The sequence below is a fragment of the Actinopolymorpha sp. B9G3 genome (genome assembly GCF_040120725.1).
Lineage (GTDB): Bacteria > Actinomycetota > Actinomycetes > Propionibacteriales > Actinopolymorphaceae > Thermasporomyces.
In genome coordinates this window covers 55679-75552 of record NZ_JBEEAB010000013.1, presented here as the reverse complement: position 1 = coordinate 75552, position 19874 = coordinate 55679, and the positions used below count along the sequence as shown (strand labels likewise).

At 68.0% G+C, this 19874-nt stretch carries 18 protein-coding genes; 6 read left to right on the top strand and 12 right to left on the bottom strand.

The window, feature by feature from the left end; translation table 11 throughout:
- Positions 1–88: 88 nt before the first annotated feature.
- The 3 genes from ABNF93_RS21925 to lysS all read right to left on the bottom strand — a co-directional run bounded on the left by ABNF93_RS21925 (position 89) and on the right by lysS (position 5297).
- Positions 89–2593, bottom strand: coding sequence for an ATP-dependent Clp protease ATP-binding subunit (locus tag ABNF93_RS21925; protein WP_349330008.1), 2505 nt, complete (start codon positions 2591–2593; stop codon positions 89–91).
- A gap of 550 nt (positions 2594–3143) precedes the next feature.
- On the bottom strand, positions 3144–3482 hold the full coding sequence (locus ABNF93_RS21920; RefSeq protein ID WP_349330007.1) for a histone-like nucleoid-structuring protein Lsr2: 339 nt from the start codon (positions 3480–3482) through the stop codon (positions 3144–3146).
- Positions 3483–3785: 303 nt separating this feature from the next.
- Positions 3786–5297, bottom strand: coding sequence for a lysine--tRNA ligase (gene lysS / locus ABNF93_RS21915; RefSeq protein WP_349330006.1), 1512 nt, complete (start codon positions 5295–5297; stop codon positions 3786–3788).
- 284 nt (positions 5298–5581) lie between these two features.
- Between lysS and ABNF93_RS21910 the strand changes: the two genes are divergently transcribed.
- Positions 5582–6307 (top strand): glycerophosphodiester phosphodiesterase, encoded by a 726-nt coding sequence (locus ABNF93_RS21910; protein ID WP_349330005.1) that lies wholly within the window; start codon positions 5582–5584, stop codon positions 6305–6307.
- An 87-nt stretch (positions 6308–6394) separates the two neighbouring features.
- On the opposite strand, the gene ABNF93_RS21905 is transcribed toward ABNF93_RS21910, so the two are convergent.
- Entirely contained in the window at positions 6395–7162 is a 768-nt protein-coding gene (locus ABNF93_RS21905) for an SDR family NAD(P)-dependent oxidoreductase (RefSeq protein WP_349330004.1), read from the bottom strand.
- A gap of 102 nt (positions 7163–7264) precedes the next feature.
- On the bottom strand, positions 7265–8143 hold the full coding sequence (locus ABNF93_RS21900; protein ID WP_349330003.1) for a type III pantothenate kinase: 879 nt from the start codon (positions 8141–8143) through the stop codon (positions 7265–7267).
- A gap of 388 nt (positions 8144–8531) precedes the next feature.
- Between ABNF93_RS21900 and ABNF93_RS21895 the strand changes: the two genes are divergently transcribed.
- From ABNF93_RS21895 to ABNF93_RS21885, 3 genes are all read left to right on the top strand, one after another.
- Positions 8532–9059 carry a DUF1707 and DUF4190 domain-containing protein gene (locus ABNF93_RS21895; RefSeq protein ID WP_349330002.1) on the top strand — a complete coding sequence of 176 codons (528 nt, stop codon included), beginning with the start codon at positions 8532–8534 and terminating at the stop codon, positions 9057–9059.
- A gap of 235 nt (positions 9060–9294) precedes the next feature.
- Positions 9295–9969, top strand: a complete 675-nt coding sequence (locus ABNF93_RS21890) for a DUF1707 and DUF4190 domain-containing protein (protein ID WP_349330001.1) — start codon at positions 9295–9297, stop codon at positions 9967–9969.
- 102 nt (positions 9970–10071) lie between these two features.
- Positions 10072–11097: an SAM-dependent methyltransferase gene (locus ABNF93_RS21885; protein WP_349330000.1), complete on the top strand. Its 1026-nt coding sequence runs from the start codon at positions 10072–10074 to the stop codon at positions 11095–11097.
- Between the two features lie 37 nt (positions 11098–11134).
- On the opposite strand, the gene ABNF93_RS21880 is transcribed toward ABNF93_RS21885, so the two are convergent.
- Both ABNF93_RS21880 and ABNF93_RS21875 read right to left on the bottom strand, forming a co-directional pair.
- Positions 11135–12730, bottom strand: a complete 1596-nt coding sequence (locus ABNF93_RS21880; RefSeq protein WP_349329999.1) for a PH domain-containing protein — start codon at positions 12728–12730, stop codon at positions 11135–11137.
- Positions 12731–12753: 23 nt separating this feature from the next.
- Positions 12754–13242 carry a PH domain-containing protein gene (locus ABNF93_RS21875; RefSeq protein WP_349329998.1) on the bottom strand — a complete coding sequence of 163 codons (489 nt, stop codon included), beginning with the start codon at positions 13240–13242 and terminating at the stop codon, positions 12754–12756.
- Positions 13243–13286: 44 nt separating this feature from the next.
- On the opposite strand from ABNF93_RS21875, the gene ABNF93_RS21870 reads away from it, so the two are divergent.
- Positions 13287–14525: an NADH-quinone oxidoreductase subunit D gene (locus ABNF93_RS21870; RefSeq protein ID WP_349329997.1), complete on the top strand. Its 1239-nt coding sequence runs from the start codon at positions 13287–13289 to the stop codon at positions 14523–14525.
- Between the two features lie 146 nt (positions 14526–14671).
- Here ABNF93_RS21870 and ABNF93_RS21865 read toward each other — a convergent pair whose 3' ends face one another.
- The 5 genes from ABNF93_RS21865 to folP form a co-directional block, all read right to left on the bottom strand.
- Positions 14672–15637, bottom strand: coding sequence for a hypothetical protein (locus ABNF93_RS21865; protein ID WP_349329996.1), 966 nt, complete (start codon positions 15635–15637; stop codon positions 14672–14674).
- Positions 15638–15770: 133 nt separating this feature from the next.
- Positions 15771–16268, bottom strand: a complete 498-nt coding sequence (locus tag ABNF93_RS21860; RefSeq protein ID WP_349329995.1) for a DUF3180 family protein — start codon at positions 16266–16268, stop codon at positions 15771–15773.
- Entirely contained in the window at positions 16265–16831 is a 567-nt protein-coding gene (gene folK / locus ABNF93_RS21855; protein WP_349329994.1) for a 2-amino-4-hydroxy-6-hydroxymethyldihydropteridine diphosphokinase, read from the bottom strand. Before folK ends, ABNF93_RS21860 begins: the two co-directional genes overlap by 4 nt.
- Positions 16828–17190, bottom strand: a complete 363-nt coding sequence (gene folB / locus ABNF93_RS21850) for a dihydroneopterin aldolase (protein WP_349329993.1) — start codon at positions 17188–17190, stop codon at positions 16828–16830. Before folB ends, folK begins: the two co-directional genes overlap by 4 nt.
- Before the next feature lie 268 nt (positions 17191–17458).
- On the bottom strand, positions 17459–18325 hold the full coding sequence (gene folP, locus ABNF93_RS21845) for a dihydropteroate synthase (RefSeq protein ID WP_502877602.1): 867 nt from the start codon (positions 18323–18325) through the stop codon (positions 17459–17461).
- 224 nt (positions 18326–18549) lie between these two features.
- Between folP and ABNF93_RS21840 the strand changes: the two genes are divergently transcribed.
- The gene (locus tag ABNF93_RS21840) at positions 18550–19608 is read left to right on the top strand and encodes an alpha/beta hydrolase (RefSeq protein WP_349329992.1); all 1059 of its coding nucleotides are present in this window, start codon (positions 18550–18552) and stop codon (positions 19606–19608) included.
- Positions 19609–19874 lie beyond the last annotated feature (266 nt).

The following is a 19874-nucleotide window of genomic DNA, read 5'->3' as shown; positions in this document are numbered from 1 at the left end:
ATCACGGGACGCGCGGCGTAGGGAAAAGGGAGGGGGCGGCCACGGATGACCGTGGCCGCCCCTCTCTGCGTGTGAGCAGTGTGGGTGACTACTCCTGGGTCGTGGCGGTGATCGTCGGCAGGTCAGGCACGGCAGCCTTCGGCGTACCGCGGAAGGTCAGCGTCGCCGCCTTGCCCTCGCCTTCGACGTCGACCAACACGATCTGGCCAGGCGTGAGCTCGCCGAACAGCAACTTCTCGGCCAGTGCGTCCTCGATCTCGCGCTGGATCGTCCGGCGCAGCGGCCGGGCGCCCATCACCGGGTCCCAACCACGCTTGGCCAGCAGCTGCTTCGCCGGCTGGGTCACCTCGATGCCCATGTCCTTGTTCTTCAGCCGGTTCTCGACCTCGGCGATCTGCAGATCGACGATCTCCAGAACCTCGTCCTCGGTGAACGGCGGGAAGACGATGATCTCGTCGACCCGGTTGAGGAACTCCGGCCGGAAGTGCTGCTTCAGCTCTTCCTGCACCTTGTTCTTCATCCGTTCGTACGAACCACGGTTGTCCTGGGCCTGCGAGAACCCGAGGTGGACACCCTTGGCGATGTCCTTCGTACCGAGGTTGGTCGTCATGATGATGACCGTGTTCTTGAAGTCGACGACCCGACCCTGGGCGTCGGTGAGCCGGCCTTCTTCGAGAATCTGCAACAGCGAGTTGAAGATCTCGGGGTGGGCCTTCTCGATCTCGTCGAAGAGGACGACCGAGAACGGCTTGCGCCGCACCTTCTCGGTCAGCTGGCCGCCCTCGTCGTAGCCGACGTAGCCAGGAGGCGAACCGAACAGCCGCGAGACGGTGTGCTTCTCGGAGTACTCGCTCATGTCGAGTGCGATCAGCGCCGACTCGTCACCGAAGAGGAACTCCGCGAGCGTCTTCGACAGGTAGGTCTTACCGACACCGGACGGTCCGGCGAAGATGAACGAACCGCTCGGCCGCTTCGGGTCCTTCAGGCCCGCCCGGGTCCGCCGGATCGACTTCGCCAGAGCGTGCACCGCGTCTTCCTGGCCGATGTAGTGCTTGTGCAGCTCATCCTCCATGCGGAGCAGGCGCTGCGACTCCTCCTCGGTGAGACGGAAGACGGGGATGCCGGTGGCGATCGCGAGGACCTCGGCGATGAGCTCCTCGTCGACCTCGGCCACGACGTCCATGTCGCCGGCCTTCCACTGCTTCTCCCGCTCGGCCTTCTGCGCGATGAGCTTCTTCTCCTCGTCGCGCAGGGAGGCGGCACGCTCGAAGTCCTGAGCGTCGATCGCGGCTTCCTTGTCGCGACGGACGTTGGCGATCCGCTCGTCGAACTCCCGCAGGTCAGGCGGCGCGGTCATCCGCCGGATCCGCAGCCTCGAGCCGGCCTCGTCGATCAGGTCGATCGCCTTGTCGGGGAGGTAACGGTCGGAGATGTAGCGCTCGGAGAGCTCCGCCGCGGCCACGATCGCCTGGTCGGTGATCGTCACCCGGTGGTGCGCTTCGTACCGGTCGCGCTGGCCCTTGAGCATCTCGATGGTCAGGGCGATGGACGGCTCCTGCACGTGGATCGGCTGGAACCGGCGTTCGAGCGCGGCATCCTTCTCGAGGTATTTGCGGTATTCGTCGAGTGTGGTCGCACCGATGGTCTGCAGCTCGCCGCGGGCCAGCATCGGCTTGAGGATGCTCGCCGCGTCGATCGCGCCCTCGGCGGCGCCGGCACCCACGAGGGTGTGCAGCTCGTCGATGAACAGGATGATGTCGCCGCGGGTGCGGATCTCCTTGAGGACCTTCTTCAGGCGTTCCTCGAAGTCACCGCGGTAACGCGACCCGGCGACGAGGGCGCCCAGGTCGAGGCTGTAGATCTGCTTGTCCTTGAGCGTCTCGGGCACGTCGCCGCGGACGATCTGCTGGGCGAGGCCCTCGACGATCGCGGTCTTGCCGACGCCTGGCTCTCCGATGAGCACCGGGTTGTTCTTTGTGCGTCGGGACAGCACCTGCATGACCCGCTCGATTTCCTTCTCCCGGCCGATCACCGGGTCGAGCTTGCCCTCGCGTGCACCTTGTGTGTAGTTGCGTCCGAACTGGTCCAGGACGAGCGAACCCTGCGGCGAACCCTCGCCACTGCCACTCGCACCGGCGCTCGCGGTCTCCTTGCCCTGGTAGCCCGAGAGCAGCTGGATGACCTGCTGGCGGACCCGACCGAGGTCGGCACCCAACTTGACCAGCACCTGGGCAGCCACGCCCTCACCCTCGCGGATCAGACCGAGAAGGATGTGTTCGGTGCCGATGTAGTTGTGGCCGAGCTGGAGGGCCTCGCGAAGGGACAACTCGAGGACCTTCTTGGCCCGCGGCGTGAACGGGATGTGCCCGCTGGGCGCCTGCTGACCCTGGCCGATGATCTCCTCGACCTGGGCGCGGACGGCCTCCAGCGAGATACCGAGGCTCTCGAGCGCCTTGGCGGCGACGCCCTCGCCCTCGTGGATCAGACCCAGAAGGATGTGCTCGGTGCCGATGTAGTTGTGGCTGAGCATCCGGGCCTCTTCCTGGGCCAGGACGACAACCCGCCTCGCGCGGTCGGTGAACCTCTCAAACATCTTTGCTCCCCGGGCTGGAGACGGCTCGAGGGGTCGGGACGAATCCCCGGCCCCTGCGTTTCATGCTAGACCCCACCGACGACCTATCCCGATCCCACCAGGTTTCGACATGAGATCAATCGGCTGCGGGCTGTGAACGGTACGCAACATGCAACTGTCAGGTCTTCCTACTCTGTTCCCTGGGTGCCGCATCTGACGAGGTGTTACGCCCGAAGCGAACACCGGAAGTACCCCGCATGTCGCGGATGGCGTAACGCTCCGTAAGCCGACGTCCCTCACATGAACGTTCAGGGAGGTACGACAAGGCCCCCAAGGACGATCCTCAGGGGCCTTCGCGTCTTACCAAGGAATGTCACTCAGCGTAGACATCAATGACGCCTTGTTACGATCCCGCCTTCATCCACTCAATCCCCCCAGGCATCTTGGGATCGTCGGAAGCGGATGGTGCGGCGCATCCTAGGTGATCTCAGGAAGTGGGAAGCAAACCGTCGTCAGGATCTGCCCGGCTCAGGCCGTGGAGCGACGCCACCGGGCGGAACCACTTGCCGCCCTATCGGCGACCCTTCTGGTAAGCCTCGATGATCTCGGCCGGAATCCGACCACGGTCACTCACGTCATAACCCTGGTCCTTGGCCCAAGCGCGGATGTCCGCGGTTTCGGGCTTGCGGGCCGCACCACGAACCGGCTTGGCGGCCCGACCTCGAGCAGCGCGTCCACCAACCCGGCGGGCGGAGCCGACGTAGGAGCCAAGTTCCTTCCGCAGCTTCGCGGCATTCTTGGCGGAGAGATCGATCTCGTAGGAGACACCGTCAAGCGCAAACTTCACGCTCTCCTCGGCCTCCGACCCATCAAGGTCGTCGATAAGAACGACGTTAGTCTTTGTCGCCACTACGGGGGTTCCCTTCTCGAATACTCGCGGGCTGGCACAACAATAGAGCCAAATTGGGGCTCGGGCAAACGGGGAATAGCTACTTCATTGCACTATCTCAGGTGACATCGGGGAAGCGACCAGCGAATGACAGGGACCTCGGAAAGCTGCCGCCCAATGCGACGCCGCCAAACCTGCCGACCGTGGTGTCCCTGTTCAATCGAGGTGGCGACATCGCCGAAACACGTCCGCAATGGGTCCTGACGCAATGCAGCCGATCCATTGCGTTTCGAGTGCGGCACCACCTGAGCTCCCGGAGCTTCCTCAGAACTCGGGCTTGACCAGGGGGAAGAGGATGGTGTCGCGAATGGAGCGGGTGCCGGTCAGCAGCATGACCAGCCGATCAATTCCCAGGCCCATGCCGCCAGTGGGTGGCATGCCGTATTCGAGGGCACGCAGGAAATCCTCGTCGAGTTGCATCGCGTCCGGATCGCCGCCAGCCGCCCGGATCGACTGCTGGAGGAGTCGCTCGCGTTGCTCGACCGGATCGACGAGCTCGGAATATGCCGGTGACAGCTCGACTCCCGCCGCTATCAGGTCGAAAGCCTCGGCGAGGCGCGGGTCCTTTCGATGTGGCCGGGCGAGCGGGCGTACGTCGGCTGGATAGTCGCAGACATATGTCGGCTCGACGATCGTGTGCTCGACGAGCTTCTCGAACAGCTCCAGCACGATCTCGCCCGATGTCCAGCCGGGTTGCAGGGCGACATCGAGCCGGTCGGCGTACCGCCGCAGCTCCGGCTCCTTCGTGTCCGGCGTGATCTCTTCGCCGACCGCCGCGGAAACCGCCTCATGGACGGGAAGCCAGCGCCATTCGGACTCGAGGTCGATCTCTCCACCCTCACCGTCTGGTACGACGGTGGACCCCAGCGCCCTGGCGGCATCGAGGATCAGGGTGCGGACGAGTTCGGCCATCGTGTGATAGTCGCCATATGCTTCGTACGCCTCGAGCATCGTGAACTCCGGCGAATGCGTGCTGTCGAGGCCCTCGTTGCGGAAGTTGCGTCCGATCTCGAAAACCTTGTGGACGCCGCCGACAACCAGTCGCTTGAGGTACAGCTCGATCGCGATCCGCAGGTAGTACTCCCGGTCGAACGCATGGAAATGGGTGGCGAACGGCCGGGCCGCGGCACCGCCGTGGATGGCCTGCAGCACAGGGGTTTCGACTTCGACATAGCCACGTGCGGTGAGAGTGTTCCGGATGGACGCGGTCGCGGCCGACCGGGCGAGCAGCTGCTCGCGCGCTTCCGGCCGGGCGATGAGGTCGAGATAGCGCTGCCGGACCCGGTGCTCGTCGGACAGTTCCTTGTGTTCGACCGGAAGAGGCCGGAGAGCCTTGGCGGCGATGAACCACCGCGTGGCGGCAACCGAGAGCTCACCACGCCGGCTGGTGATGACTTCCCCCTCGACACCCACGTGGTCACCGATATCGACCTGGGACTTCCAGTCGGCGAGCGACTCAGCACCTAGCCGGTCGAGAGAGACCATGGCCTGCACCTCGGCGCCGTCGCCGTCACGGAGCCTCGCGAAGCAGAGCTTGCCGGTGATCCGGAGGAAGATGACGCGGCCGACAACGGTCACCGTTTCACCGGTCGAGTGGTCCGGCGGAAGGTCGTGGAACGTCGCGCGAAGCTCGGCGAGTGTATGCGTACGTGCGATGGAGACCGGATAGGGATCGATGCCGCGTTCGATCAACCGGGAACGCTTGTCGCGCCTGATCCGCATCTGCTCCGGAAGATCGTCTTCTCGCGCAGGATCAGCCGCAGGCGTATCGGTCATGGCTTCCCAGATTATTAGGTACGAACAACACTGTGCTTATCGGGGTGGCCCGGCGAACGAAGCTCGCCACCACAATGCCGGGTGGCCCACAATGCCGGGTGGCCCACAACGCCGGGCCGCCACAATCGGGGTCAGCACAATCAGGGTCACCACAATCGGAGCCGATGGTACGCCGTCGGCCTCCCGGCCGGTTGCGCACATGGCCACGCGGCTGTGAGAGGCTCATCACCTGCCGGAACGAATGTCCACTCCGAACGCCGACTCGAGAAGTAGGTAGGCCACCAGTGACCTTCGCCCTCGTCGGACACCGCGGCGCCTTGGGACTCGAACCCGAGAACACTCTTCGTTCCTTTCGGCGGGCGGTCGCCGAAGGAGCCCACGCGGTCGAGCTCGATCTGCGCCTCACCAGTGACGAACACCTGGTGATCCTGCACGACGCCGATGTCGAGAGGACGACCGACGGAAAGGGGCCGATCGCGGCCATCACCCTCGACGAGGTCAAGACGCTTGACGCGGGAGCGGGCGAGAAGATTCCCACGTTCGCTGAAGTGTTGGACGAGATCGACCTACCGCTGCAGGCGGAGATCAAGGCGGCCGAAGCATGCCGTCCGGCCCTCGACATGATCCGCGGACGTGGCCTCGCCGACCGGATCACGGTGACGTCGTTCTCCGCCGAGACCATCCAGGAGACGCGCAGTTATCTCCCGACCATGAAGACGGGGCTCATCGCGTCCCACGCGCGCCCCGAACTCGTCGAAAAGGGCCGCTCCCTCGGCGTCAGCGCGGTGTGTCCCGGACTGGCCGAACTGGACGAGGAATTCGCCAGGACGTGCCACGCCGAAGGGTTCGAGGTCTACACCTGGCCGGTCAACGACGCCGAAGGGCTGCTCCGCGCCCTCCGTGCGGGTGCCGACGCCGTGACGACGGACTTTCCCGACGTACTCGTGAACGCCACGCGGCACGTTCCCGAGGTACGTGATCTCCTCGCCGGCCGGGCACCCACGTCCTGAGCAGCACCACGGGCGGCCCGGAAACGGCACGAACCCGCCCGCCCAGCCCTGGCGGGACGTACGCATTCACCGCGGCACGACGCGGATTTACCAGAGGGTGTAGCCGCCGTCGATGACGAGGACGGTTCCGGTCATGAACGACGACGCGTCGCTCGCGAGATAGACGACACTCGGCGCGATTTCCTCCGGTACGGCGTACCGCTGCATCGGAGCGTCCTCAATCCAGTGCCGGCGGAACTCCGGCCGGTCGACGGGAGCCATCTCGGTTTTGACATATCCGGGAGCCAACGCATTGACCCGGATATTGTGCGGCGCCCACTCGGCGGCGAGAGACTTGGTGAGCTGGTGCACCGCCGCCTTCGACGCGTTGTAGGCCGGCTGCCACTGCGGGCGGTTGACGATGAGTGAGGAGATCGAGCCGATATTGACAATGGCTCCACCACCGGACGCGATCATGTGGCGCGCGGCGATCGTGCTGCACAACCAGACACCGTGCAGGTTGACGTCGATCACCCGGTGCCATTCCTCGTCGGGCACGTCGAGGGCCGCGCGATGAACACAGTCACCGGCATTGTTGACGAGAATGTCGATCCTGCCGAACTCGGCGATCACCGCGTCTGTCATGCGTTCGACGTCGGCGCGTTGGGTGATGTCGGCGGGCACCGCGAACCCGCGGACAGACCGTTCGGCGATCTCCGCCACGACCTTGCTCGACCGGGTGGCATCACGCGCGCCGATCGCGACGTCTGCGCCGGCCTCGGCGAGAGCGAGCGCGAATGCCCGCCCCAGGCCGCGGTTGCCGCCCGTGACCAGAGCGGTCTTGCCGGACAGGTCGAACGCCTTCAGAACGCTCACTCTCGCACCTCCAGGTAGAGATCCGTGGTCCCGCCGGGAGTCGCGGGCCAGTCAGATTCGGTTGGGCGACTCAGGTCGGTTCGACTCGGATCGACGGGCGACTCATTCTCCAGGTCGGTTGCGCTCATAGACCAGACGGAGTCCATGCAGGGTCAGCCAGGGCTCGTGGTGATCGACGGTGCGGCACTGCTCGATCACGAGCGGAGCGAGCCCGCCGGTGGCGACGATCGTGACGTCGTCGAGGGTGAGTCCGAGTTCGGCAACCATCCGCTCGACAAGTCCGTCGACCTGGCCGGCGAAACCGTAGACGGCGCCGGACTGCAGGGCTTCGACCGTGTTCTTGGCGATCACCGTGCGGGGACGGAGCAGCTCTACCCGACGCAGTTGGGCGCCACGGCGGCCGAGGGCTTCGAGCGAGATCTCGATGCCCGGCGCGATCGCGCCGCCGATGTACTCTCCCCGCGCGCTCACGACGTCGAACGTGGTGGCGGTGCCGAAGTCGACGACGATGCAGGGTCGGCCGTGGCGTTCGAAAACCGCAAGTGCGTTGACGATCCGGTCCGCGCCCACTTCCCGCGGATTGTCCATGAGGACCGGGACGCCCGTACGTACGCCCGGTTCGACCACCACACCGGGCACGTCCGCGTAGTACCGGCGCAGCATTTCGCGGAGTTCGTACAGGACCGCCGGCACGGTGGAACAGACCGCGACCCCGGTCACACCGCCCGGCCCCACACCGGATCTCTCGGCTGACGCGGAAGTTGGGGCCGAGGTTGGGGCCGCACCCGGCGGCGCGGCGGAGGTTGCGGCCGAAGCCGCGGCCGTGCCCGACCGGCCGGCCAGCAGCCCGGCGACCAACACGGCCAGTTCGTCGGCCGTACGCCGGTCATCGGTGGCCACCCGCCAGTGATCGACCAGCTCGGCGCCGGCGAAGAGGCCGAGCACCGTCTGGGTGTTGCCGACGTCGATCGCGAACAGCATCGGCCGTCGCCTTTCCTCGCGTGAGTGTCCAGTCGGGGCGGTACGAGGGACAAGGCGCATACGGCTGCCCCCGGCTCCGCCACCCTACTTGTCCCCGGGCAAAGCGCCGGCGTCTCTGCCACCACTCGTCCCTCAGCCACCACTCGTCCCTCAGCCACCACTCGTCCCTCAGCCACCACTCGTCCCTCTGCCACCACTCGTCCCTCTGCCACCACTCGTCCCTCTGCCACCACCGGCACCTCTGCCGACCGCGGTCCTCCAGCTCCGGCGGTCATCCGGTCATCACCGGTCGACCGATCATGTCCCGGGCCGTGAAACTCGCGTCCGGGGGTCACAATGGGTACAGGTCCGCGGTTCGGATGAGGACAGTGAACGAAGGGGGGCGCCCATGAGCGGCGACTGGCAGTCGATGCGGGCGTCCCACGCTGACCGGGAGCGCACCGCCGACGTCCTCAAGGCTGCGTACGCGGAAGGTCGGCTCGACGACGCCGAGCATCGCCGCCGGCTTGACCTTGCCATGCGGGCACGTTCCTACGGCGAGTTGCAGCGCCTTGTCGCCGACCTGCCGGCGGGTCCGCTGCCGTTCCCCGCAGGAGGAGCCCGGGCGTCCTATCCGGACGTGCCCCGTTATGCCACGCAGGCGATGAACCCGTGGGCGCACTACACCCCTCCCGCCGCCCGCCCGACCGACGACCTGGCCAAGGCGTCGGTGATCCTGGCCGTGATCTCGACGTTCACGTGCGGTCTCACGGCGGTCCCCGCCATCGTGACCGGCCACATGGCGCTCTCCCGGATCAGGGACAGTGGCGATGACGGCCGCGGCATGGCGATCGTCGGGCTCTGTGTCGGATACTCCGCGGTCATCGGAACCCTGTTGGTGATCCTCTTCGGCGCCGGCATCTTCAGCTCCTTCTGACGCTCGCCTGGCGCTCCATCACCCGCCGCACTGCCACCCCCGCCAGGTCATCCCCCGGGTCGGTGGCCGAACTCCCCCAGGCGGCTCACCCCGAATGCCGGACTTGCGGTGGGCCGGAGAAGCCAGGCATCGCAGATCGCGGCCAACTCGTCCGCTGCACTGCACAATGGCAGGAGGGGAGTGTTCCGCGGTCGCCTCGACGCGGCATCCCATCTCGACCCGGGCTGGGGGTGAGATGAGCACGGACTGGCAGTCCATGCGGGCGTCCGACGCTGATCGGGAGCGTGCGGCCGACGTGCTCAAGGCAGCCGTGGCCGAAGGCCGCCTCGACTGGGACGAACACAGCGAACGCCTCGATATCGTCATGAGGTCCCGTACCTACGGCGAACTCCACGGCCAGATCGTGGACCTGCCGGTGGGGCCCCTTCCGTTCCCGACACAGCTTCCCGCGCCCGGTGCGCCCGATGGGTCCGGAACGCCGAGTATCCCCCTTCCGCCAAGGCCCGGCGTCCCCGGCATATCCGGTGGGACCTCGGGTGAGGGCACGGGGTACGCCGGTCGGTTGCCTGCGCCCCACGATGAGACCGTCGGTCGCTCAGCGGCCCTTCCGAGTCCCCGGATGCCGCCACCAGCACCGCTGGCCAACCCCTGGGCCAACTACGTGCCCGCACCTGTCCGCGTCACCGAGCCGCTCGCCAAGGTCTCCATCGCGTGCGCCATTCTCGGCCTGTGCACGTCCGGCATGAGCGCGGTGCCAGCCATCGTGACGGGCCACCTCGCGCTTGCCCGCATCCGGCGTACGAACGACGACGGGGCGGGCCTCGCGGTGACGGGACTGGTCCTCGGCTACCTGGAACTCGCGTTCGTCGCTTTGTGGTTCATCCTGGTCATTCTGTTCAACGTCGGCTGAGGCAGGCAGCTCACCTTGTCCGAAGGATCGGATCCCCTCCGGCGTTCAGCATCTTCGGACAGGTCGGGCGGCCGGGTGAGCAAGGTGACTAGGGTCGCGCCCGTGGAGACCGGAATTCCAGGGTGCGCGGCCTCCGGCAGCTGGCAAACCTGGCGGGCGGCGACCGCGGAAGCGCTCTACGGTCCGCGCGGCTTCTTTCGTACGCACGCACCGGCGCGGCACTTCCGGACCTCGGTTCACGTGTCGTCCGCGTTCGCGGCCGCACTGGTGCGGTTGGCGCATGCGGCGGGCCTCAGGACGGTCGTCGACGTCGGCGCCGGGCGGGGCGAGCTGGCCCGCACGCTGCACGAGCTCGCGCCGGACCTCACCCTCGTCGCCGTGGAGATCGCCGAACGGCCGGACGATCTGCCCGCGGAGGTGACGTGGACGGACGAGGTGCCGCCCGGTATCGACGCTCTCGTCGTGGCGAACGAATGGCTGGACAACGTCCCGCTCGACGTGGTCGAGGTCGATCCCGATCACGTCGCACGCCAGATCGAGGTGAACGTCGAAACCGGTGAGGAACGGTTCGGCTCACCCGTTTCCCCCACGCAGGCCGGCTGGCTACGCGGGTGGTGGCCACTTGCCGGCGCACCGCCGGGCACGAGGGCGGAGATCGGGGCGCCGCGGGACTCCGCGTGGGCGGACGTCGTACGCCGGTTGCGGTCAGGGCTTGCACTCGCCATCGACTACGGGCATCTGCGCGAGAGCCGGTCCGCGGTCGGGACGCTCACCGCCTATCGCGCGGGGCGGATGGTGGCTCCGGTACCCGACGGGTCATGCGACATCACCGCGCACGTGGCGGTCGACGCGGTGGCCTACGCAGGGGAGCATTCGGGCGGCGCGGGACGAGGAACGGCGCTGACCAGCCAGCGAGCGGCGCTGGGTGTGCTCGGCGTCCACGGTGGCCGTCCGCCGCTGACAATGGCCCACACCGATCCTCGGGCGTACCTCGCCGCCTTGTCACAGGCGAGCGAAGCGGGCGAGTTGGTCGACCCCGCAGGTCTCGGCGGCTTCTGGTGGCTGCTGCAGGCGAAGGGTGACGCAGAACTCCCACCCGGCTTCGTGAACTCCCGCCCTGATCCGTGACCGTGGCCGCCGACCACGATCGTGAAGGAAAACCGGCTCATACACCCGCAAAACCTTCCTGATCACGATCATGATCACGGGTTGACTGCATCCAGCGTTCGGGGCCGGCGATCTGGCGGGCCTGGCGCGAACGTTCGGGCTGCTTCTCGGCGAGCTCCCGAGCGACGGCGCTCGAGCGATGGATCGCGACCGCGTTGACCGGACCCACCGGGGTGTCGACATGGACGTTCGCGAGCCCCAGCCGGCGCTGGAGCGGACCCTGCGTCACCCGGACGCTCTGCATCTTGGCGTGGGGCACGACGGCGGTACGCCTGGTCAGCCAGCCGGCATCGGTGACGAAGACCCGCTCGTCGGTGCCGTGGCGAAGGTAGCGCCACCCGATGGGACGTAGCCAGCGGGCCGACCGCGGCGCCACCATGCGTTCGACCTCGTCGGTATCGACTCCCGGCAGTACCCGCTGCAGGAGCGCGCGGGCCACCGGCCACGGCGCGACTGGCAGCAACGTCGAGGACGTCTGGTTCCCGTTCGAGCCCTTGCCGCCGTAGCCCGCCACGTCGACCGAGAGTTTCACCCACGTCTTGGGCCGCCACAGCAGCTGCTGCTCGATCTCGACTCCTTGCACCCGCCCCGGCGGCACGGTCTGCGCCCAGGTGTCGAGCATGCCCTTACGGATCCGCAGACCGTCCGGCGACTCGCTCACGGTGAACCCGAACTCGCTGATGAACTGCCGCCACACCACACCGAGGCCTCCCAGCGCCCATGGGAGGAGGAACGCGAGCCCGACGACCTCGCCCAGGACGGTGGACGTGATGGCGACGGCGACGAAGCCGAGCGCCGCGGTGAGGAACGGCGCACTCACGACCGTGGACGCGAGGAGCACGCCAGGGGGTACGGCGACCAGTCGGCGTTCGGGCGCCTCGGGGGTGTCAGCGTCGAGGCCGGCGGCCCGGGCGAGCAGCTCGGCCCGCAGCTGTTGCGCACCGGGCTCGGTCAGGTAGGCGAGCGGCGCCTCCGTCTTGCCGCCGCCGGCCACCTCGAGCCGAAGTTCTGCGACCCCGAGCAGGCGGGCCAGCACGGGCCGCACGATGTCGACGGCCTGCAACCGGTCGATCCGGATTCTCCGCGAACGCCGGAACAGAAAGCCGCTCTCGATCCGGAGCTCGTCGCCCTCGATCCGGTACTTCGTGAACCACCACGAGAACGACCCCAGCACCACGCCGAGAACCAACGCCGCCGCGAGCTGGATGCCGAAGAGCCCGAACTCCAGCTGGCGTACGGCGTCCTGGCCGATGACCGCCACGGCGATGGCGAAGTACTTCCAGCCGTTGAGTACCGGCGTCGCTGGATGCAGTCGGCGGAGCTCGGTCACCGTCGCGCTGAGGTCGGGCTCGAGCTCCAACGCGGGTTCCGAACGCACCCCGTCGGCCTCCCGCGGTCCCACCTGCGTCCGCTCCCCGTCGGCCGACCCTGGACCATCGGCCGGCCCTGGACCATCGGCCGGCCGTGGACGATCGGCCGCACCCGGACCATCTGCCGCACCCGGACCATCGGCGGCACCCTGCGCACCAGGGGTCGTCGGCACGTCGGCAGCCCCCGGCTCGCCGGCGGGTCGACCCGGCTCCCACTCGGGCATCGCGTTCCTCGCGTCCGTCAAGCTCACAGTCCAGTCGCCCGCGCCTCGCCGAGTGCGGCCAACCGGTCGCGCAGCCGCTCCGCCTCGTCCGGCGTCAGCCCTGGAATCTCCGCGTCGGTCGCAGGTGTGGCCGTGTGCAGCTGGACCTTCGCGATGCCGAACTTCCGCTCCACCGGACCGGCGGTCACGTCGACGAACTGCATCCGTCCGTACGGCACCACGACCAGCGTCTTGAACAGCACTCCGTGGGTGACGAGCAGATCGTCACCGCGCTCCGCGTACCCCCACGAACGCCAGTTGCGGTCGATCAACCACCACGCCCAGCCGAAGAGCGCCGCGGCCACCACGATCACCCCTGCGGCCAGCCGCCAGTCGACGACGATCCCCACGGCGATCGCGGCGGCCAGGCCGCCGAAGCCCAGCCAGAATGTCAGGAGTGTCCGCCGTACTGTCCGCAGTCGCGGCGACACGGCCTGCCAGCGCTCGCCCGGCGGCGCGAACAAGGTGTCCATAGCAAGTGAGGCTATCCGGAGTGCGCTGTGCAAGCATGGACGCCGTGACGACCGAGCGGATAGTGAGTCTCGGCGCGGGTGCCGCCGGCCTCCCCACACCACTGTCGTCGTACGAACGCGACTCTTACGACAGTGACTTGTACGAGCGTGGTGGCGGCAACGAGCTCGCCACCCAGGACATGGTGCTGAACATCGGGCCGCAGCACCCGGCCACCCACGGCGTACTCCGGCTCCGCCTCACCCTCGACGGCGAACGCATCGTCACCTGCGAACCCGTGATCGGCTACATGCACCGGGGCGCAGAGAAGCTGTTCGAGGTCCGCGACTACCGCCAGATCATCATGCTGGCCAACCGGCACGACTGGTTGTCGGCGTTCTCCAGCGAGCTGGGTGTGGTGTTGGCCGTCGAACGGATGCTCGGCATGGAGGTCCCGGTCCGGGCGGTCTGGGCGCGCATGCTGCTGGCCGAACTCAACCGCGTCCTCAACCACCTGATGTTCCTCGGCAGCTACCCGCTCGAGGTGGGCGCGATCACGCCGGTGTTCTACGCGTTCCGGGAGCGGGAGACGCTGCAGCAGGTGATGGAGGAGATCGCCGGCGGTCGGATGCACTACATGTTCAACCGGGTCGGCGGGCTGAAGGAGGACCTGCCGGCCGGCTGGCTGGACCGCGCGGCCGCCGCAGTCGCCGCGGTGCGTGGGCGGCTGCCGGAATTGGAGAACCTCGTCTTCGGCAACGAGATCTTCGCCGCCCGTACCCGCGGTGTCGGGGTCGTCTCGCCCGAACTCGTGCATGCGTACGGCATCTCCGGCCCCATCGCGCGGGCCTCCGGAGTCGATGTTGACCTGCGCCGCGACGAGCCCTACCTCGCGTACGACGAGCTCTTCGCCGCCGGCGGTCCAGGGCGGGTGGTCACGGGTTCTGAGGGCGACTGCTTCGCGCGGTTCTCCGTACTCCGCGACCAGGTTCATGTCTCCCTCGACCTCGCCGAGGCCTGCATCGATCGGCTGCGGTCGCTGGCTGCCGGGCCCGTCAACGTGCGCCTGCCGAAGATTCTCAAGGCGCCGGAGGGTTCGACGTACGCCTGGACCGAGAACCCCCTCGGACTCAACGGCTACTACCTCGTCTCGCGCGGGGAGAAGACGCCGTGGCGGATGAAGCTGCGGTCGGCGTCGTTCAACAACATCGCCGTGCTTCCCGAACTCGTGCCCGGGTGCGTGGTCGCTGATCTGGTCGCGATCCTCGGTTCGATGTTCTTCGTGGTCGGCGACATCGACAAGTAGCGCGCCCACGGCATCGGATCGGCCACGCTGGTGACTGGACCGGTCGCACCGTCCGAGCGTGGGATCGGTCGCATACCCCGGGTCTGCCGGTCGACAGCGAGGCCAGACGACAACGAGGCCAGACAGACGACAGCGAGGCTGGCGGCTCAGGCGCCTTTGCGGCGCGCCTTCGCCTTGGCCCGGCGGAACCGGGTCCGCTTGGGATGGCGGGCGGTCGCGTGCTGGTCGGAATCGCCGCCCACGCCGTCGCCTTCTTCTCCGGCGGCGGCCGCGCGAACCTGACGTTCGCGCTCCTCACGCTCCTCTTCGGCGGCCACCCGCGCACGGATCTCCCACGCCTTGAGGTCGACGACGGTCGGCGCCTCGCGGTTGTCCCACATCTCCGCTCGGTCGGGATCCGCTGGAACGGCGTCGACCGGCTCGGCTGTTGCGGCTGGGGTGGGTACGTCTGCGGGGGCGTCCTTGCCGTCCTGGGTGTCCTGAGCCCTGCCGTCCTGGGTGTCCTGAGCCTTGGTCTCCTGAGCCCTGGCGTCCTGACCCTCGGCGACCTGGACCACGGAGTCCTGCGACTGGGCGGGCTCGGCCACGACGCGCCCGGCGTGCGCCGCGGCATCGACCAGCTGGCCGTTGGCGGTGGCCGCAATCGTCGCGGGCGGCGTATCAGTAGGTGCAGCCTCACCCACCTGCTCGACGGTGGTGGCTGAACTCCGCGGTGCGTCCGTGACGCCCTGCGTACCGGACAACGCGTCGTCCGGGCCTACCTTCCGCTCCGCCGCCGCGACGGCTTCCCGGGCCCGCTGCGCCTGGACCTGGGGGTTGGCGAGGGCGAAACCCTCGGCCATGACACGGACATGTGCGGCGTACATGGCGGCGTAGGCACGGGCCTGTGCCACCCGGTCGGCACCGTGGGCACGCCGGCTCCGGATGAGTTCGACGTCGAAAACCACTACCGCAATGACGCCAGCCACGAGGGCAACGACGGCGGCACCGATGAGGATCGTCACATCGCGTTGATAGGCAGCGTAGAGAACTGCAGCCGCGGCTAGCAGCAGGGTTGGCGTGGCCACCCACCGGGCGAGGTGACGGATACGGTGATCGCCGCTACGTGCCATGCGGAGAGGCTACGGTTCGTGACCGTACTAACGCCAGACATCCCCATATTTCCGGAGAGTCTGGTACTTCTTGTACTCACGTCATCACACAGTGAAGCCGTAGGTGTACGCCCTGGTGTTCGCCCCGGCCGGCTCAGCGGACCTCGCCGCCTCGACCGGCGCTCGACTGGCCCTCGGCGTCGTCAGGACTCTTCGGAACCTTGCACGCGCGTTCGAGCAGCAGTCCACCCACCACGACGACGAGCGCCGCGACCGCGGTGATGATCCCCCGGACCACCCGCTCGCGTCCGTCCGGTGTGTCGAAGGCGGGTACGAAGTGGACCGCGACCCCCGTATAGATCCCCGCGACGAGCGCACCGACCAGCGCGCTCGCCTTCGCCAGTGCGAGCAACCGGACGGCTGTCAGACCGTCGACCCTGCGCTGCTTGCGATGCACCCGGTCGTACATGTACCACGCACCGGCCAGGAGCAGGGCCGCGAAGAACGCGAGGCCGCCCGCCGCCGACCACGGAGTCCTCGCAACGATCATGCCGGTCGCCTCGAGAACCGCGACGCCGCTCCAGCCCAGCGCTCCGCCGAGAAGGAGGAGCAGGACGAGCAGGCCGATACGTGTGCTGCGTACCGGCGTCATTCGATCTTGAGCTCGAGGCCGTCGACCCGGGTGATGGTCGTCGTGTCGATGACGCGCACGAGGTCACCGACCCGGCCCTGGCCAGGGATCTCGCCTTCGCGGTCGACGGCCGCCCACGGGACGAGGACGAAGGGCCGCTCATGCGCCCGCGGATGCGGAAGAACGAAGTCGTCCTCGTCGACCACCTTGTCGCCCACGACCAGCAGGTCGACGTCGAGTGTGCGCGGCGCACCGGGCTCGGTACGTACTCGCCCGAACGCGTCCTCGATCGCCAGCGCCCGCTCCAGCAGGGTCCTGGCGTGCAGCGTGGAGTCGACCACGACGACCGCGTTGAGGAAGTACGGAGATCCTTCGGGGGCGCCGACCGGCGCCGTCTCGTAGACCGGTGAGACCTCGACGACTTCGACATCAGGGGTGTCCGCCAGGGCGTTGAGCGCACCCTGCAGGTTGGCCGCCCGGTCGCCCAGGTTGCTGCCCAGGGCGATGACGACGCGCCGGATGGGGCGCAGGCCTCCGGTCAAGGTATCGGCGTCGATGATCCAGGGGTTGGGCGTCTCTGTCACGTACGGCTCCGGTGAATGGTGACGGCGACGTCGTCGAGCTCTACGCCGACAGGCGCCTCTGGCTTGTGAATGGTGACCTCGACCTCCGCGACGAGCGGCTGGTCAAGGCACAGATCAGCGACACGCTGTGCCACCGTTTCGAGGAGATCCACAGGATCCCTCCCCACCGCGTCGGCCACATCTGTGGCGAGCCGGGAGTAGTCAACGGTTTCGGTCAGTTCGTCCGTCTTTGCCGCGGGCCGGGTGTCGACGCCGAGGACGACGTCGACGATGAAGAGCTGCCCCTGTGCCCGCTCCTCGGGATGGACCCCGTGGTGCCCGAATATCCGGAGCCCCCGAAGCGCTATCCGATCGACCACGACATCCCTCCTTCCCTCGCCGCGAACTCCAGGTGCCCGACAGTACCGGCGTGGATATGTCAGGCGAAAACCAGAGGTACCCGATTCTTCCATTCCGACCGAGACTTTCGGGTACGCCCAGTCTCGGGTCCGTCCCGTCCCTGGGCCACCCCGTCTTTGCCGAGCGGGCGCCGCCCGAGATCCGGTCAGGCGTATGTCAACGTGGCAAACCGCCCAGGACGAAGCCCAGACGGTCAACCGCGAGACACAACCGTTCCCGGTCGAACCGCTATTCCCCCCGGCCCGCGCCCCATCGAGCTGCCACCCGGACGGCGTCCAGGGTCGGCCGGACGGTGTGGACACGGACGCACCAGACGCCCGCCGCGGCCGCCAGTGCGGACACCGCCGCACTCGCGTCATCGCGGTCGCCCTCGGGTCGAGGCTCTCCGGTCACCGGGTCGGCGAGGAGGGCTCCGAGAAACCGTTTCCGGGACGCCCCGACCAACACAGGATGACCGAGGTGGACCAGGTCGTCGAGGGCGGCGAGGACAGCCCAGTTGTGGTCGGCGCTCTTGGCGTACCCGATGCCCGGGTCGATCGCCACGCGGTCCGCCGGGATCCCGGCCGCCAGCGCCGCGTACAGCCTGCCGCGGATCTCGGCCACTACGTCGGGAACGACGTCACGATAGCTCGCCCGAGTCTGCATCTGGTCGGAGTGCCCGCGCCAGTGCATGCAGATGTACGACGTCCCTGCCGTGGCGACGAACGGCAACATCGCCGGATCGGCGAGGCCACCGGACACGTCGTTGACGACGACGGCGCCGGCTTCGACGGCGGCCCGCGCGACACCGGCCCGCATCGTGTCGATCGACACGAGTGCCCCGTCGCTGGCGAGCGCTCGGACCACCGGCAGGACTCGGCGCAGTTCCTCCTCCTCCGTGGGGCGCGGCGCTCCCGGCCGGGTCGACTCGCCACCTACGTCGACGACATCGGCGCCCTCGGCGAGCAGTTCGTGGCCGTGGGCGATCGCGCGGTCGGGCTCCAGCCACCGGCCACCGTCGGAGAAAGAGTCAGGCGTGACGTTGAGCACACCCATGACCAGCGCCCTCCCGGGCTTCGGCAGACCCGCGAGATAGCGGACCGGTACACCGCCCACGCCCTCTCCTCTCCGCCTCTTCCGACCCCGCGTTGTCCCGCCCCTACGGACGTTCGGCGGGTCAGCTGGCTGACCGCGGCCAAGGTCGCGTGCCACACCTTGACGGGTGATGCCGGTTCCGCGACGTTCGGGGCCGGACGGCGTAGGCGGGTCTCCCGCCGCTCGACCCTTCCGGTTCTCGATCCCAGTCCTCGCTCAGGTGTCGTTCGATCAGGAGGTCGCTCATGCGTGCATCGACCAGTCGTGCCGACCGCGGGCGCCGCGCACTGGCAGTTCCCGGGCCGCTTCCAGCGATCGTAGGGCGCGGCTCGTCATCACCGCGTACCGGCGTACTTCTCGTTCTTGCCCTTCTTCTGCTGGCCGGACTGCTCGGTGCCGCCAACCCGGCCCAGGCGACCGCGGTGCAGCGCGAGAAGGCCGTCGTCGTCGACGAGGAACAGGTCGCAGCCCGCCAGGTCGACCTCACGATCTCCTCGCCGGCCCTCGCGACGGAGGCGAAGGTCCGGCTCCTCACACCGGACGGCTGGGAGGACCGCCGGCCCGGTCAGGAGTGGCCGGTTCTCTATCTCCTGCACGGCTGCTGCGGCGACTACACGAGTTGGACCGGGGCAACCGACGTCGAGGAGTTCCCCGAGTTGCGTGACGTCCTCGTCGTCATGCCCGAGGCGGGCGTCACCGGCTGGTACAGCGACTGGTGGAACTACGGCGAGGGCGGCGCGCCAGCATGGGAGACCTTCCACCTGCGGGAGGTACGCAAGATCGTCGAAGGCGGCTACGGCGCCGGTGACCATCGCGTCGTCGCGGGCCTGTCGATGGGTGGCTTCGGCGCGCTGTCCTATGCGGCACGCAATCCCGGGTTCTTCCGTGCTGCCGCCTCGTACAGCGGCGTCGTCGACAACCGGCACACCCCCGGTGCAGCCGGGACGATCCTGGGTTTCGTCCGCCGATACAACCTGGATCCCCTTGCCCTGTGGGGCGATTCGGGTACGCAGGCTGACATCTGGGCCGCACACAACCCCGTCGACCTGGCCCACCGGCTGCGCAACATTCCCGTCTACCTGTCGTGCGGAAACGGCGAGAACGGACCGCTGGACCCGCCCGACGTCTCGGGCGGGATCGAGGTCCTGCTGGAACAGGAGAACCTGCTCCTGGCCGATCGGCTCGAGGAGGTCGGCGCACGACACGTGGTGACGCACTTCTACGGTCCAGGAACGCACGCGTGGGCGTACTGGGAACGCGAGCTCCGCTTGTCCCTACCGCTCCTGCTCGAAGCCCTGCGCTGACGCCGAGTGCGGTCAGGCGGCGCTGTGGGATGAGGAGGCCCTTCCTACGAACCTTTCCCATGAAGGGCCCCCTCACCCACGAGGAAGCGCTGGGCATGAGTTTGCGGCATTGACGCATCCCGCGGCTTTCGTTGCTGGTTCACCCCAAGTTCCCGCAATCAGGTGAGAAGAGCCGTAGCCTTGGCGTGGGGTCATCCGTTGACCACTGTGGGGATGGGACCACACAGCTCATCCAGGCCGCCGGCTCTACCCGACCGGTTGGACCG